This is a genomic window from Bradyrhizobium sp. 4 (assembly GCF_023100905.1).
Lineage (GTDB): Bacteria > Pseudomonadota > Alphaproteobacteria > Rhizobiales > Xanthobacteraceae > Bradyrhizobium.
Window position 1 is genome coordinate 3,003,446 of record NZ_CP064686.1, and the last position, 15,045, is coordinate 3,018,490.

The window sequence follows — 15,045 nt, forward strand, 5'->3', positions numbered from 1 at the left end:
GCCAGCCGGGTAAAATGAAGACGTGAAATATTGATTCCAGCCCCGGCAAGACAAGCCTGGAGCGACAGTGCGGGGGCGCAATGTCGTCGATGTCACACTTATGGAAAACTTAAACGTCAGTCTTGCTGACTGAGGGAGGGCCCGCCGGGGCTGGCGGTAGCGAGCCCTCAACCTCTAGCACGAGGCCGCGAGATTCAGCGGCGCATCGCAAGACGAATAATCTGCACCCGAGCGTGTCAGATTGATGTCAAACCAGTATCGAAACTCGGCAGGTCGGTTCTGTGTGAGCCAGCGAGCTTTCAATCACCGCTGATGGCCCAGACCAATTCCCAAGTAGAGCGCCTTCTGACGTAGCGAGCCCTCGGTTCGCTTGGTCATCTTGGTTATTTTCATGACAGGCGTTCGTGCCTTTGAGTGCGCCTTGAGTTCCTTGACGTCGGACGTGGTCCACTCGCGACGAACTACTTGTTTCTTCTTCGGCAAGCGGCGCTCCTTCAATGTTGAAGGCGCGGTCTCACAACATAGTGCGCAGTTCGCAACCCGCGCACTTAGAGCTACACCTCGTCGTCGTGCTTGCGCGAATGCAGCGCGTGAAGTCCGAGACGCCGTCGACGCCGAGCAACCACAGCCTCACCTCGATGACGAATTGCTGCTCGCGGTTCTTCGGCGCCGCCTGGACGATCCAGGGGAAACGCTTCGTCCAGTCATGGCCGTTCCTGGTGATCAGCCGCACGCTTTTGCCCTGGCGCTCGACGCGCAGGCGGTAGCCGTCATATTTGACTTCGTGAATCCAGTCGGGATCAGCAGGCACGGCCTTTGCCGCCGTGGGCAGGCAGAACTCGAACGCTTTCAACATGGCCAACAGATAGGTTGCGGGACGGCTTTTTGGAGTCTGCCGGCCTATTTCTGCGGCTTCCGGCGCGGCTTTCCTGCCGAGTTCCTCACCAGCGAGCGCATGACCTCGATGCTGGTGAGGCTGTTGTCAAAGCCCTTCGGCAGCACCGGCATCTCGTCGGGCGCGGCTTTGTTGCAGTCGGGGCAGGGCTCCCCGGCGCCGCCGCAGCCACAGGCTTTTGGCCCCTCCCAAGGGCGATCGGGATGGTTCTCGCAAACCCAGTGGGTGTTACACAGCGCGTACATGTCATAAGGCTGATCTCCTTGTATAATGCGACCTGATCAGGACTCAACATGAGCCGTTCGAACAGCGCGCGCGTCTGCCTGTCGGGCGCAGTTCTTGACAATCGAGCATCGCGCTGGGCAATCAATTAGAAGTTTCGGGCGGAGGTGGAATATTGTTATTTCTGATCGTATCCCCTATGCCGCTATCGCCTTGCATCAACGTGTCGCCTTTCTAGAACATCAGATTGCAGAATTGGGCGTGTTGCGACACCGATTAATGCAAGCTGAGTTGCGACGCTACCGGTTAAGGTCGAGCCGGCGAGCTTCCGAAAAATCGCACACACGTCATCACGGTAGATAACCTTCCGCGCTCAACCGACAACGAGTTGCCGGCTCCCGCTTGTAAGCCCAGGCTATGGGAAACACGTGAGTCGGGGGATTCATGGAACGGAAGCCGTTTGAGAGCATGTCGGTTGAAGAGCTGTGGCAACTCCACGCGGTTGTAAATGACATTCTTGCCGTGAGGCTCGTGGCCAAAAGCAAGAGCTGGAGCGACGGCTTGGCCTGCTCAACCGAGAAGACAAGACTCCTCGCAGCTAGGCATTAAGAGAGATAAGGAAGGTGCCCTCAGTTGCGCCTTTCTGCCGGCGGATTCTTTTTTGCCGACGGATGAAGAGCTAAAGATCGTCAGAGAAATTCTAGATGCTCAGCGGCCCGTCTCCACCATCAGAGCGGCTATCAGGCGAATTTCGTCCCGTGTATCCTGCACACGAGCCGGAGCTTGATTCGTCATGCTGGAAACTGTTCTCATGTTGCTGGGGGTCGGGGCCGTGGCCCTCCTGCTGATCGCGTTCTGGGGATTGCACAGACACGTATAAGTCGTTTGTAGAATCGCTCTATGCTGGCTCAGCCAAACCTTACGGGGAAAGCAGGGAATGGTTAGGCCCGGCGCGTCTTACCGGACAAGGACGCGTCGGGCCGCGAGTGCTAATCGCGCATTACGCAGGCTGGCGGCGCCTTGCCCTTGGCAAAATACGCGTTGGCTAACGAGCGTTCGGCCTCGCAAATTGCGGCGGCTCGCCGCTGCTGAAATCCTGCATCCGCATGAGTTGGCGGGTATCAATAGAACGCGACGGCGATACGTTTTTCTTTACGCCAGACGACTGAACAGCGACGTGGGTCACCGTCCGGAATGACAGTCAGCGCGAATTCGTCGGGAATCTTTTCATTTCCTGCAATATCAAGCGCGGCACCGTATACAGAGATGCTGCGGATCAAGCAATTTGCTTTTGAACGGCCGAAGCTGATTGAGCCGGACTTTGGGATGCGTGTCGAATGAGAACTGTTCTGCTCCATAGTTTTTCTCCGAGAAAAGGGTTCGCCCGCAGAGCGCACGTCGGTTGTCGTCGCACCTACTGCCTCAAAATGAGTTCGTTAGAATCTCGGTAGCCCATCCAACCCGGCGTGGCCTAAATAAATATCATATTAAATCGGATTGTTACATTAAAAGTTCTTTAAATAGAATTAAATCTAAAATTAGAGGTGAAATGGAGGTCCTTTAGGTTGTGGGAGTTACGTGAGACTGAAAGACCGCCAGTCGCTTGAGGATCTAAGGATGCACCGCCAGCGCCTGGCGGTCGACCTGAAAGCCTGGGAGGGCTTTGGTTGCAGGTTAGCGATTGCCCAGATAGAGCGGGACATCGCGGCGATAGACACTGGGCTGGAGGCGCTTTCGGGGTCTGAGGCCAATTAGGCTAACGGGCCAACCCGGTGGGCGGCGAGTGCGCAAGCGAGGGCAAGTGCTGCGATCTTTCATCATGGTGCCCTCGCACTGGTTTGGGAATCCTCGTCCGCGCTCAGCCTGACGTCTGAGGAGATCATCGCTAAGCTTCGCGCCGCCGGCTATTCGCACATCAAGGAACTACCGGCCGGAAAGATATAGACCTACAAGGCCGTCAAGGAAGGCACCGCGCGCTCGCTAATCGTCGACAGCACCGCAACTTGCAGAGGTGGCGAGGTAGCTAGACAAGCAGGCGAAGCCGGACGTCTTTACTGGACAGCGTACCGGTTGGCGTCGCAATCTCCATATCGACGACGCGAAACGAGCCATGACTTTCGTAAACGTAGCGAAGGTGCCAGACCGGACCGAGTTCCGGCGAAATGGCGAAGTCGTCCAACGCGCGTGTGATGTTGTGAACGGCATCGCGTCGCCCGATCGGTGCGGAGAACATCGTCTCTATCAGCACGGCCAAGCTCATGCCGCCGACCAGCATGGCTCGTGCAGCTTCGTCGCCGTGAGAAAGCCGGAGGGCGGTCACGATGACGGCGATAGCGTCGGGGTTCTTCAGAGCCACAGCAGGTTCGCTTCGCCAGCAAAAAACACAATGCCGGATGCCGCCCTTTTCATGCAAGCGACAAGGAGCCGACGCCAAGATATCTCAAGCGACAAACATGCCCACTGCGAGCCGCGCTTGCGGAATGTGGGCGCCGCCTTCAGGGTCTACTCGTGTGGGTCGTTTCCCTTCGGTTCCTGCAAGAATTTGGGCATGTGTCCACGCGCATCACGATCGCGCGGGGCGGGGCGCTCGGACGGGTCGCGACCGAGCTTGGACTGCAGCTCGACGAGGTCGGTGAAGACGTCGGCCTGGCGGCGCAGCTCGTCGGCGATCATCGGCGGCTGGCTCGCGATCGTGGAAATCACGGTGACCCGCACGCCACGGCGCTGAACGGCCTCGACCAGGGAGCGGAAGTCGCCGTCACCCGAGAACAGCACCATCTGGTCGATGTGCTCGGCGAGCTCCATCGCGTTCACGGCGAGCTCGATGTCCATGTTGCCCTTGACCTTGCGGCGGCCGGAGGCGTCGATGAACTCCTTGGTCGCCTTGGTGACGACGGTGTAGCCGTTGTAGTCGAGCCAGTCGATCAGCGGGCGGATCGAGGAGTACTCCTGATCCTCGATGATGGCGGTGTAGTAGAACGCCCTCAGCAGCGTCCCGCGACTCTGAAACTCCTTCAGCAGGCGCTTGTAATCGATGTCGAAGCCCAGAGTTTTCGCCGTCGCGTAGAGATTGGCTCCATCGATGAAGAGCGCGATCTTGTCGGAAGAGGAAGGTGACATTCAGTTCACGCTTTCGGTGAAGCAGCGCGGATTGAGCTGGAAGCGTCGCGGGCGCGCGACGCGGATGGGCAGTCGCATTCTATATAGGTCACTACCGCAGATCGTCGAGGAGACGGATGCTTTAAGCTTCTACTATTTTTAAATGTATCACGCCTTGGAACCTGACATTAGCCGAAAGTTGGGCTGTCAGATTTGTAATGTGTCCTGTCTATTTTCGGGTGCTTATTTCAGGGTGCTCGCGCCATGACAGTTGGCGACGTTGCTCTCTTTGATCTTTGGATTCGGCGGCGCGGCCGCGGCTGGCGGTGGTCTGTTTCAAGTCCATCCGGAAACCTTCTGTTGGTCGGAAGCGAGAGGAGCCGGTCCGCGGCGCGTTACATGGCTGCTCGAGCCATGTTCCAGTTGCTGCTGACCGCTCCTTGTCGCAACGGAATGAGATCTAAAGATAAGTCGGAACCGTGGCGTCGACCTGAATGCCAGGAGGGGTGTTGGCAGTGGATCGCTTAGGCCCACAAGGACGTCGCGGCGATTGAGGCGGGTCTGCAGTTCGGAGCGGGGCGCCACAGGATAGGTTCAAAGGACTAGTGCACCGAGCGGACCGGCGCCCGTGGACGGCTATCGGACCTGCCGGACGTTCCGCATCTCCATGATTTGAGCCGCTGTTCACTTGGCCCCTCGTACCTGCGCTCGCAGTGCTAGAGGGAACGCGCCCGATGTGCTGAATTGGAACCTCTTCCACGATAGGCGTGTTCACGGCAAAGAACCCGTAGGAGTTTGCCGATGAACAGACTGCTTGTGTCGCTCGGGACAGCAACCTTGATGGCGATCTCAATTGCCGACGCATCTGCGAAAGATAAGCAAAGCGAAACGTTCCTAAAGAAAGCAATCGAGGGCAATTTCGCTGAAGTGAGCATGGGAGAGCTGGCCCAGCAGAACGGTCAAAGCGATGCCGTAAAGTCATTTGGCAGAATGCTTTCCACAGACCACGCTGCCGCCAACCAGAAGGCTTTAGATGCTGCCCAAGGACTTGGAATGAACTCACCAAGCGGACCGAATGCGAAGCAAAAAGCCGACCATGACAAGATGTCAAAAATGTCCGGCGCGGGCTTCGATAAGATGTTCGCGAATCACATGGTCGCAGACCACGAAAAGGATATCGCCGAGTACAAGAAGGCATCAAAAACTAAGGATGCTGCCGGAGAATATGCTTCCGGCCAGATAGATACGTTGCAAAAGCATCTGGACACCGCAAAATCTTTGAAAAGTCGGTAATTGATCCGACGCGTTCGTGGAGACGTGCGAAGACTACTTGCCCCGGCTGGCGAGCGTTTTGGATGATATCGACACGCCAGCAGGTGATAATTCGGGACCGGTATATCGACACGCGTTCGAGGTGCGCTCGCAATTGCGGAGGCCTAAGTCTTCGCCTGCGCTCACGCCTGCACGTTTCGTTGCGACCGGATTGAGCAACAATGCGTGTTCACCCGATCATGTCCCGCCGGCGGACGGGTTTAGCCTGGCATTGAGTTTGGTCCTCGGGCAATTCGCACTCGACGGCCGGCTGATCGGGTTTAGGTACTGCGGATTCTCGCACACGCCCATCCGGCGCTGTTTGACGGACCCCTGTCGTTTCCGAAAGGTGCGCGCCGTCCCGAGGCTCGGGCATAATCGCGCCTAAGGACGAGGGCCGCAGCAATGAGACGTTACTACTTCCCGATTTTCCACAAGGGAGAGACACAGGCGGACGATGCAGGGGAGGTGTTTGGCTCTGCTGAGCTAGCCATCGAATACGGCGCCCGTGTTGCTCGGGATATCGCCAGTGATCCCGACTATGATTAGCCAAGCGGCGCCGCCGTCAGAGTCAATCGTCAACGGGTAGGGAAGCGCGACGTTGGCGAACAATGCCCACCAATTCATGCCGGCGGGCTTCCTGCACACGGCTGTGATGCGCATTGTGTGAAGTAGTTCACAACTGGCAGAGTATCACCGAACGTGGCGTGCGCGCTTCTAATGGAGGGAAGCGCAATGAAGTGGAACTTGGCAACCTATCGAATGCTCGCGCTGACCGCCGCTGTTCTGGTCGCGGCTGGTACTACTATGGCCATCGGTACTCAGTGGAGTCCCTGAACCAATGTTGGGCTCCGATTGGCAATGCAGCCGGACCATGCTGCTCGTGACCACGTGTGCGCACTGAAGCATTGATCGGATAGCCGCAGACGCGCGCTCGGCAAAGCTAGCGGGCGCTCGTTCACACATCTCGGCCCTACGAATGTCGAGCTAATAATCGGTTAACGAAGAACCAATAGCGTGTTCCGCCGTTGACCTGCATCCCGTCACCGCATGACGAGGTGGGTCTAGGACGGGGCCGATACCATGGCGGACCTAAGGGAAAAATTGGACAAACTCCGTGCCGATGCCGCGGAGTTGGTCCTTATGAGCAGGCGATCGAGCGACCCGCAAAAGCGCGCACTTTTCGAACGCTTGGCAGATGAGCTCGCCATAGAGGCTCTCGAACTCGAGCAGGTGGTGAAGCTGCAAAGCCGGCGCTCCGGTTACAGCGACATGGATAAAGTCGTGCCTCTCCACGTGCGTCCAGATCGTCGCTGACCCATTCCCTTTCCCTTTGTGGGCGTCGACACCAACAAACCCGATGCGGCGGCGGCCCGATGTACGTAAGGCCCGAGCTCGCCGCTCGAATGGCGCGACCAAGCAGATGGATAGCTCGCCGCCAAAAAAGCGACCCTCGCTCGCCCCACTAGGAGATCGGCGGCTTGCAATCTTTTCAAATGTCACCCCATTAAATATCAATTAACTAAATTAAATGCTAGACGAGATTTAAATTTGGATTAGAATGCGAATGCTTGGCGCCGGACGCACGCGTCAAGGACCTCCTGGAAGCGGCCCCATCATCGTGCCCCTGCTTACGCGGTCCAATGGATGTAGGGGCCGCTTCTTTGGCAAATTGGGAGGCGGATCATGCAGTTCCTGTCATTAGGTGATTGGTTTTTCATCTCCGCAGCGACGGGTACGCTCCTACTGGTCGAGGTCGGAGTTTTGATCATTGTGGGCGTGATCTGAGCCGGACGTTTTCCCTCAATTTCAATTTCAGCGCTCCCAGCGCGCGGACTGCAATTTATGCCCTACATAGTGTCTACGCACTTCAGCACAGAGCTTTCCGAGAGGTCGAGTGGAAGCTCGATGCGCCGCCCATGGTTGGCCGGACCCCGTCCGAGGACCTTGCCGAGTACTGCCGACGTCACCGCATCAGCTTCGACTGGATGCTCGGCGGCTGTCTGATGGACCTCAAGAAGATGGTCGACGAGCGCCGCGGTCGAGAGACGCAGCTGCGTCCGCCGAGCAGGTCGCAGCGAGATATGCTCAACCTTCGCCCGAGGATCAGGCGATCGTGAAGGATGAGATCAAGCGAATCATAGGGGAGCGTGACCAATGAAGCGCCGGCGCCGAGCGGCGCGCCCGGCAGCGGCTACTGACGCACCGCCGGCGGTTAAAGCGGTAACCTACCGTAAACAGGTATCGCGTTAGGATCTATCATCGCGGATTGGTGACGAGTACCGCGGTACGCATGGGCATAGAGGACCCGTCGGCTACCGGAGCCGGCGGGTTTTTCGGTCTCTGGCACCGATTAAAAGCCAGGGTCGCTGCGCCGGAACAGCGCCCTGACCGGGATAAGCCGGAACGAGAGGCGTCGGCCAGGAATGGCTACTTTTTCCGCTGGCGATCTCCATACTTTTCCTTACAGCGGGAATCGCCACGCGATACGAGATCGACCTGTTGAAGGGGCAGATAACAGTGAAGCAGCGCGTATTCGTTTGTATATGGGGCGGGTGAGCGGACGCAGACGTCTGCGCCAACTGGTAGATCGACCGACTGCCCGCCCATAAGCATGTAGCTGCAGCTGTCCATCTTCTTTGTTTGTCTGCGGCAATCATCGGCCGCCTCGGCTGAAACCAGCGAAGCAAGGGTGACGCCGGCAATTATGAGTTGCGCTTTTGGATCCCTTTCCACTCGAACGCGTCACGAATGTCTCGGAGATAGGACGTCGAGCCCCATCACGAAAGAGGTTACGCGCAGCCGCGAGAGGCTGAGGCGGTCGTTAGCCATCGCGGCCGACATTGGACGAAGCGTTATCCAGCCATCGCCGCGTTGCGTCGTCACTCCATCCGGGGACCGCGAAGCGTGCCCGAGAATTGACATCTGGGCTCGCACGTTCCGCCGCGGGTTGGCGTGCCCGAGAGTGACGCACCTTCGTAGCGTCGGCCGAGGTGCACAGGAGCATCGAGAAACTCACCGCCAAAACCGAGCGCATAGGGTCAGCTCCAATTCCGCAACTGCCCCTATCTGATGCTCCGACTGTTCCCTCACAATCTGAGGAGGGGACCGCGTCGGCGATCGGAAGTCTGCGGCCGCATGGGGCGACATCAGCACGACACCGACGAGTTCTCGCGCATGGAGCGCATCTGCCTTGAGTTGGCTGGCAGCTTTCGGTGCAGCCGGAGGGTTTTTCGCCGTGGCTGCAGACGGGCCAGTAAGAACACGGGTGCGTATGTGACAGCGATGCCGGCCGCATTCTTTTGACACACCATCGATCTCATGGCGTCACACATTTCAATGCCTAATGGTCGGTTTACCGTTTGATCAGCAAGAGCGGTGCCAGTGCGGAGCATGCGCGGCAGCGGCGCGGAATGACGGCGTTGGAAATAGGGCACGTGAACCTGCGCGGAGTGGCCAGTCCAAACCCGCAAACGAGAACGGCTCCACCTCGCGAGGCTGGGATACACCAGAGCCGTCTCTTCCTGTGCGCTCCGCCGCGCGCAAACAGGCGTTGCCGGAGGCGCGGTCTCTGCCGATCACATGTTAGTTACCCCGGTGCTACCCTGATGTGTCCTGGCTTGATTCTCAGGCGGGAAATGCTGGGCTTGGGTCATTGATTTTGCCTGGTGAGCGCGCTGGGGCTAGAACCCAGGACCCCTGATCGAAAGCCATGTGCTCAGGCGTCCGTGCGCGCCTTAGATCCGCTCCCCGGCCATTTTGAAGGGAAAGCGTCCGTAGCCGTTCATGCGAACGGACCAGGCTTCGGCCTCCGTCCGTCATTGCCTGTTTGGCACGCTCGCGGGCTACTTGGGGCATCGATCTTTGCGCCCAGTATCCGGCCGCCCAGATTACCCTCACGACTTCGTACTCATGGCGGTGGATGGCCCATCGCCTGTTGAGGCAGCGCATCGGCAGGTCTGGAGTGGGGGAGAACAGGAAGCCTTCGACTCAGGGCGGACCGACGCGAATGACCGAAACCGGAAGTCCGCAGGCCAGGTTTTCTCAAGCGCGCGCCCGCCATAGCGTAACCGCAAGCAGTATATAGGCAGCACAAGTCCACAACGACTGCCAATTGTCCGGCCCTTCGCTAAGCGCCGCATAGAGGGCTGCCACCAAGAACACGCCGGCAAATATTGCTTCCGCCATAGGGCGGATTCCTTTCTTGGGGCCATTGAGCTGCGTCATAGCCGCAAAAGGGACCGCCGCCATAGTGAGGGCCGCAAAAGGAAAATCCTTTTCGCGCGGGTCAAACATGAAGCCGAGCGCGGTCTCCGCGCCGATCACGACGGTTACGATCAAGATCAATCCGTGCATCATCGCCAGGACCGATAGGGTGCGGTAGTCCTTCGGGCCCAGCAGTTCAAGAAATGTGGGCGGTGCGCGCCCCGACATCAAGGCGTTAACGCCGAACACTGGCGAGCCAGTTGCCGCCACCAGAAGTGCGCCCCACAGAAGCCAGCTGCCCGCATGGTGGCTTTCATAGAACATCTTTTGAGCGGCCACCCCAAACAGGACTCCGGCGGTGCTGGCCAATATTCCGACCGCAAACCATGAGACGAGCCGGGGCTGCGAGGGCTTCCGGCGCGAGGTCAGCCATGCAGCGCCGAACACCAGGATCGCCAGCGCCATTCCGGCGCTCATTTGCAGCTTCCAGAGCGGATAATTCCTGACGGGGACGCCGGGCGGATACTTCAGCGTGCGCTGCGCGGAATCGAATAAGCCCCACGATCCGCCGACGGTGCCCTCGAACTCATGCTTCCACAATTCATCATACGCCTCGAACAGGTTGACGCGGAAATTCTCGCGCCGGGCAACATCGAGGACCTCCGAGACCACCCGCGCCTGATTGGTGCGCGACGGTAGCGCCGAACCGCGCATCCGCCCTTCGCTCGGTCAACCAGTTTCTCCAACCAGGATTTCCTTGCCCGGAAACGCCGACGCCACCTGCTTTCGAACGGCGTCGACGTGAGCAGCGGCAGATTTCGCCGGGACCGGGACGTTTTCCCAATATGGCAGGATATGCACGGTGACGGAGTCGACCGCGTCACCGAGTTCCCGATAGCGCAACCAGTACTCCCAGACGTCGGAATAGGTGACGGGGACCGGCACTTGTGCCTTGACCGAGCGGATTAAGGCAGCAAGGTCGGAAGGCGTCATCTTCCGATGCAACAGAACCTCATTGCCGATCACGAGCGCGGTGATGGTTTCCGGATAATGCTGGGCCAGGCGTATGCCCGTGGATATCTGCGTCGCGTTCTTCTGTCGGTCCCTGTCGAGCCAAATTCCCTGAATGACTTTCAGCCCCACCTTGGACGCAAGTTCGGGGATCTGATTGAGACCGAGATCAGTCGCATAGGTACGGATACAGTCGGTTATTTTGGCAAGTTGGGCGAGATCTTCCGCGATCTGGTCTCGCGGCACTGGTGTCGGCGGCTCTGACGTTTGGTTGTTGCGGAAGGGCGCGTAGGATATGCAATGCAGCTTGGCATTCGGATCGATCGGTGCGCGCGCCAAGTTGATCGGTATGGCCAGCCACCACCAGGCCGCCGCGATCGCACCTAGGGATATGATCAGAAGCGCCAGAGGCGTACGAAGCGAAATGGTTTGACCCTCCAACGTAGATATCGTCGGTCAAAAGGCATGCTGTCGTGACCCGACCACAACAGAAATCATCGTTCGCCGGGACCTACTTGATGCTGAAAGCTGCTGACAAATCGTCCGGGGCGCAAGAGGCGAGTACACATCCAACGAAGGCCTTAAGGCTACCGCAGGGCAGGGCAGGTAGAAATAATCTTCGCCATCTCCCGACACGGCCTACGGGGACCGGCAGCAGAGTGGCCTTTCTCTGGCGGTCGCAATGCCAGCTAACGAACGTCGCCTGCTGGCCCATTAGAGAAGTAGCGGCGCACTTCATTAAGTCCGCTCACAGCGGACTAGATTTGCTCAGGTTGAGTTCTTCACCCTTTGACCCCCAACAGACATCGCGCTTGGAAGCGTCTCTTTTATGCAGTGGCCACTGGTTACATTGCGCGAGCAGTCCGGCGATCGGCGCTTCGTCGACAGATGTGCCTTCGCAAGGCTCTCCCATGTGCTATTCTGAATTGTATAAGCCATAGGTATAACATGACCGGTGTTGCAGAGTGGCTGGCATCGATCGGTTTGGGCGAGTACGCCGATCGATTCCGCGAAAACGCCATCGACCTCTCGGTGGTTCGAGATCTCACGGAGCAGGATCTAAAGGATTTGGGCGTCCTGCTTGGGCATCGCCGCAAGATGCTGCGCGCGATCGTAGAACTTCAGGGAGAGGTCCCGCGAACGCCTCAAGTCGGCGCTAAGCCGGCGTCGGCGGATCACGCCGGGCGGCGTCAGCTTACAGTCATGTTTTGCGATTTGGTCGGCTCGTCGGCACTTTCGGCCCGCCTTGATCTGGAGGACCTGCGGGCCGTAATGGGCACCTATCACCGCTGCATCGCAGAGGTTGTTGCCAGGAATGAAGGCGTTATCGCGCGGTACATGGGAGACGGCGTGCTCGCCTATTTCGGCTATCCCCAGGCGCACGAGGATGATGCCGAACAGGCGACACGCGCCGGGCTGGCGCTTGTCGATGCCGTAGCTAGCCTCCGGACAGACCCCGCCACCGAGCTGCAGGTTCGCGTTGGCATCGCTACCGGTATGGTGGTCGTGGGCGATTTGACCGGCGAAGGTTCAGCTCAAGAGCAGACGGTCATTGGCGAGACGCCGAACCTGGCTGCGCGCCTGCAGACCTTCGCCAATCCCGGTACCGTGCTGATTTCCGAAAGTACGCACCGGCTCACTGATGGGCATTTCGAATTCCGCAATCTCGGCCCTGTCGCGCTTAAAGGATGGGCGGAGCCACTGCCAGCCTGGCAGGTTCTGGGAACAACCGAAGTGGAAAGCCGGTTCGAGGCACAGCACAAAACCCGATTGGCACCGCCAATTGGGCGTGACGAGGAAATCGAGATGCTCTTGCGTCGCTGGCAGCACGCCAGGCGTGGCGAAGGTTGCGCGGTGATGCTCATCGGAGAGCCCGGTATCGGCAAGTCGCACATTGCGCTGGCGCTTGAGGAGCGGCTCCAGGGCGGACCGCATATCACGGTGCGCCAGTTCTGCTCGGCGCACCACACCAACAGTGCGCTGTATCCTTTCACCCGCCAGCTCGAACGCGCTGCCCGGTTCGAGCGAGGCGATCCGCCCGCAGAGAAGTTCGCTAAGCTCGAGGCTCTGCTCGTGCGGGCTGATGCCGACCGCGTGTTGCTACCTCTAGCTAACCTTCTGTCGCTACCAACCAGTGAGCGCTACCGCATTCCAGAGCTGAGCCCGCAGAAGCGCAAGGAGATGACACTGGCGGCGTTTTTGACTCAGCTCAATCTATTGGCGGCGCGACAGCCCGTGTTCGTCATTGTGGAGGATGTCCATTGGGCAGATCCGACGTCGCTGGAGCTGCTCACGATGACGTTGGAACAGCTACCCCGCCTTCGTGTGCTGCTGCTCATCACGGCGAGGCCAGAGTTCACGCCGCCGTGGCCAGGTCATGCGCATGTAACGACGATCTCGCTCACGCGGCTAAACCGAGGCAACGGGGCGGCGTTGATCGAGCGCGTCACCGCCGGCAAGACGCTCCCGGAAGAGGTAATGGACCAGATCCTTGCCCGGACCGATGGCGTGCCCCTGTTCGTCGAGGAACTGACCAAGACTGTGCTCGAAACCGGGCTATTGCATGAGCAGGGCGATCACTACGTCCTCAACCGTCCTCTGCCCCCGATGGCGATTCCGACGAGTTTGCACGCATCGCTGATGGCGAGGCTTGATCGATTGGCTCCGGTGAGGGAGGTGGCTCAGATCGGCGCTGTGGTGGGTCGCGAGTTCTCCTACGAACTGCTGAGCACCGTAGCCGGGTTGCCAAAAGAGAGACTTGAGGAGGCGCTTGCCCAGTTGGTTCGGTCGGAGTTGATATTCTGCCGGGGCGAGATACCCCAGGCGGTCTATACCTTCAAGCACGCGCTTGTCAGGGATGCTGCCTACTCGGGGCTGCTGAAGAGCCGACGCGCAGCGCTGCATGCCACCATCGCAGACGCCTTCGAGCAACGATTCCCGGAAATTGTGGAGACTCAACCCGAAACTCTCGCGCACCATCTGAAGGAGGCCGGGCTGTTTCAAAGGGCGGAGGCATATTGGCTGCGCGCCGGCAAGAAGGCCGCCATGCGCTCGGCCAACCTTGAGGCCATCGCGCACTTGCAACGAGGTATCGAGGCCTCGGGCCATCTGCCCGACAGCGAGCGAAAGGACAGGTTGGAACTTGACTTCCAATTCGCTCTCGGGCCTTGCCTGATCGCTACTCAAGGACCAGCCTCGAACAAGGCGATGGCAACCTTTGCCCGCGCGCGTGGGCTGTGCGAGCGCCTTGGAGACCCTCCCGAGCAACTCCAGGTGATGTTCTGGTTGACCACCGCGAGCGTAATGCGCGGTGAGTTGCCGGTGGCTGAGGAAACGATCGCCGCCCTGTTGCAACTCGCCGAAGCGCGCGACGATCGACCGACGTTGCTCAATGCGATGCGCGGGCAGGGGATGATCCGCCTTTTCATGGGACGTCTCACTGGTGCCCATGAAGCGATCGAACGGGCCTACGATGCGTTTGAGGCGAGCAGCGAAGGGGATAGGCTGGCGGCACGTGTGGCCGGCCAGGACGCCGGCGTTGCTGACCTGGCGTTGATGTCGTGGGCGCTCTGGCTGCTCGGCCACGCTGATACGGCACTCACGCGAGTGAACTTCGCCATTCAGCGTGCCGACGCCATCAGTCATCCGCATTCGCAGGCGTATGCTTGTTACTATGCATGCATTCTTCACGCTCTTCGCGGCGAGTTCCTGACTGCGCAAGGTCATGCCGCACGCTGTATCGCCCTGTCGGAGGAGCATGGATTCCGGCAATGGCGCTTGGCGCGCGCTATTCGGGGCATATGCGCGGCGTCGCTCGAACCTTCACCCAGCGCACTCGGGGAGATCCGTGCCGCGCTGGACGAATATCGTAGCGCAGGTTATCAGCTGGCCATCACCGCGCTGTACGTGCTTTTGTGTCCGCCATTGCTAATTGGTCACGACTACGAGACGGCGCTGGAATTGATCGAGCACGGCCTCGCTACAACGAACCGAAACGGCGAACGAATTTTGGAGGCCGAATTGTATCGGCTGAAGGCACGGGTGCTGGTCGCCCGCGGCGGACCGGGCGTTGAAGCCGAGGCGCAGGCGCTGCTCGACCGGGCATTGAGCACGGCAAGAAGCCAACGCGCCAGGACGCTTGAGCTCCGCGCCGCAACGGATCTAGCCGCTCTGTGGATTGATCAGGGCAGACGCGATGAAGCGCTCAACGTCCTCGCGCCGATCTACGCCTCGTTCACCGAGGGCTTCGACACACAGGATCTAAAGCAGGCAAAGGCTTTGCTCGACCGGTTGCGGTGACA

9 protein-coding genes and 1 pseudogene are annotated in these 15,045 nt (G+C 59.2%); 3 read left to right on the top strand and 7 right to left on the bottom strand.

Annotation, left to right across the window (positions count from 1 at the left end; translation table 11 throughout):
• Positions 1–303: 303 nt before the first annotated feature.
• From IVB45_RS13700 to IVB45_RS13725, 6 genes are all read right to left on the bottom strand, one after another.
• Complete coding sequence (locus IVB45_RS13700) at positions 304–483, bottom strand: hypothetical protein (protein ID WP_247359618.1); 180 nt, start codon at positions 481–483, stop codon at positions 304–306.
• Positions 484–514: 31 nt separating this feature from the next.
• Complete coding sequence (locus IVB45_RS13705; RefSeq protein ID WP_247359617.1) at positions 515–856, bottom strand: hypothetical protein; 342 nt, start codon at positions 854–856, stop codon at positions 515–517.
• A gap of 44 nt (positions 857–900) precedes the next feature.
• Positions 901–1,140, bottom strand: a complete 240-nt coding sequence (locus tag IVB45_RS13710; RefSeq protein WP_247359616.1) for a hypothetical protein — start codon at positions 1,138–1,140, stop codon at positions 901–903.
• A gap of 1,098 nt (positions 1,141–2,238) precedes the next feature.
• On the bottom strand, positions 2,239–2,475 hold the full coding sequence (locus tag IVB45_RS13715) for a PilZ domain-containing protein (RefSeq protein ID WP_247282422.1): 237 nt from the start codon (positions 2,473–2,475) through the stop codon (positions 2,239–2,241).
• Positions 2,476–3,140: 665 nt separating this feature from the next.
• Positions 3,141–3,473, bottom strand: coding sequence for a hypothetical protein (locus tag IVB45_RS13720; protein ID WP_247359615.1), 333 nt, complete (start codon positions 3,471–3,473; stop codon positions 3,141–3,143).
• A 146-nt stretch (positions 3,474–3,619) separates the two neighbouring features.
• Positions 3,620–4,237 carry an NYN domain-containing protein gene (locus tag IVB45_RS13725; RefSeq protein WP_247359614.1) on the bottom strand — a complete coding sequence of 206 codons (618 nt, stop codon included), beginning with the start codon at positions 4,235–4,237 and terminating at the stop codon, positions 3,620–3,622.
• A gap of 780 nt (positions 4,238–5,017) precedes the next feature.
• Between IVB45_RS13725 and IVB45_RS13730 the strand changes: the two genes are divergently transcribed.
• Both IVB45_RS13730 and IVB45_RS13735 read left to right on the top strand, forming a co-directional pair.
• Positions 5,018–5,509 carry a DUF4142 domain-containing protein gene (locus IVB45_RS13730; protein ID WP_247289113.1) on the top strand — a complete coding sequence of 164 codons (492 nt, stop codon included), beginning with the start codon at positions 5,018–5,020 and terminating at the stop codon, positions 5,507–5,509.
• A gap of 423 nt (positions 5,510–5,932) precedes the next feature.
• Positions 5,933–6,076 (top strand): hypothetical protein, encoded by a 144-nt coding sequence (locus tag IVB45_RS13735; protein WP_247359613.1) that lies wholly within the window; start codon positions 5,933–5,935, stop codon positions 6,074–6,076.
• A 3,495-nt stretch (positions 6,077–9,571) separates the two neighbouring features.
• Here IVB45_RS13735 and IVB45_RS13740 read toward each other — a convergent pair.
• A pseudogene (locus IVB45_RS13740) lies at positions 9,572–11,152 on the bottom strand (beta-(1-6) glucans synthase).
• Between the two features lie 540 nt (positions 11,153–11,692).
• Between IVB45_RS13740 and IVB45_RS13745 the strand changes: the two are divergent.
• The gene (locus IVB45_RS13745) at positions 11,693–15,043 is read left to right on the top strand and encodes an adenylate/guanylate cyclase domain-containing protein (protein ID WP_247359612.1); all 3,351 of its coding nucleotides are present in this window, start codon (positions 11,693–11,695) and stop codon (positions 15,041–15,043) included.
• Positions 15,044–15,045 lie beyond the last annotated feature (2 nt).

Excerpts from the sequence above, each read along its gene's own strand:
- IVB45_RS13745 (WP_247359612.1), top strand. The coding sequence starts at position 11,693 with ATGACCGGTGTTGCAGAGTGGCTGGCATCGATCGGTTTGGGCGAGTAC.
- IVB45_RS13715 (WP_247282422.1), bottom strand. The coding sequence starts at position 2,475 with ATGGAGCAGAACAGTTCTCATTCGACACGCATCCCAAAGTCCGGCTCA.
- IVB45_RS13730 (WP_247289113.1), top strand. The coding sequence starts at position 5,018 with ATGAACAGACTGCTTGTGTCGCTCGGGACAGCAACCTTGATGGCGATC.
- IVB45_RS13705 (WP_247359617.1), bottom strand. The coding sequence starts at position 856 with ATGTTGAAAGCGTTCGAGTTCTGCCTGCCCACGGCGGCAAAGGCCGTG.
- IVB45_RS13710 (WP_247359616.1), bottom strand. The coding sequence starts at position 1,140 with ATGTACGCGCTGTGTAACACCCACTGGGTTTGCGAGAACCATCCCGAT.
- IVB45_RS13735 (WP_247359613.1), top strand. The coding sequence starts at position 5,933 with ATGAGACGTTACTACTTCCCGATTTTCCACAAGGGAGAGACACAGGCG.
- IVB45_RS13725 (WP_247359614.1), bottom strand. The coding sequence starts at position 4,237 with ATGTCACCTTCCTCTTCCGACAAGATCGCGCTCTTCATCGATGGAGCC.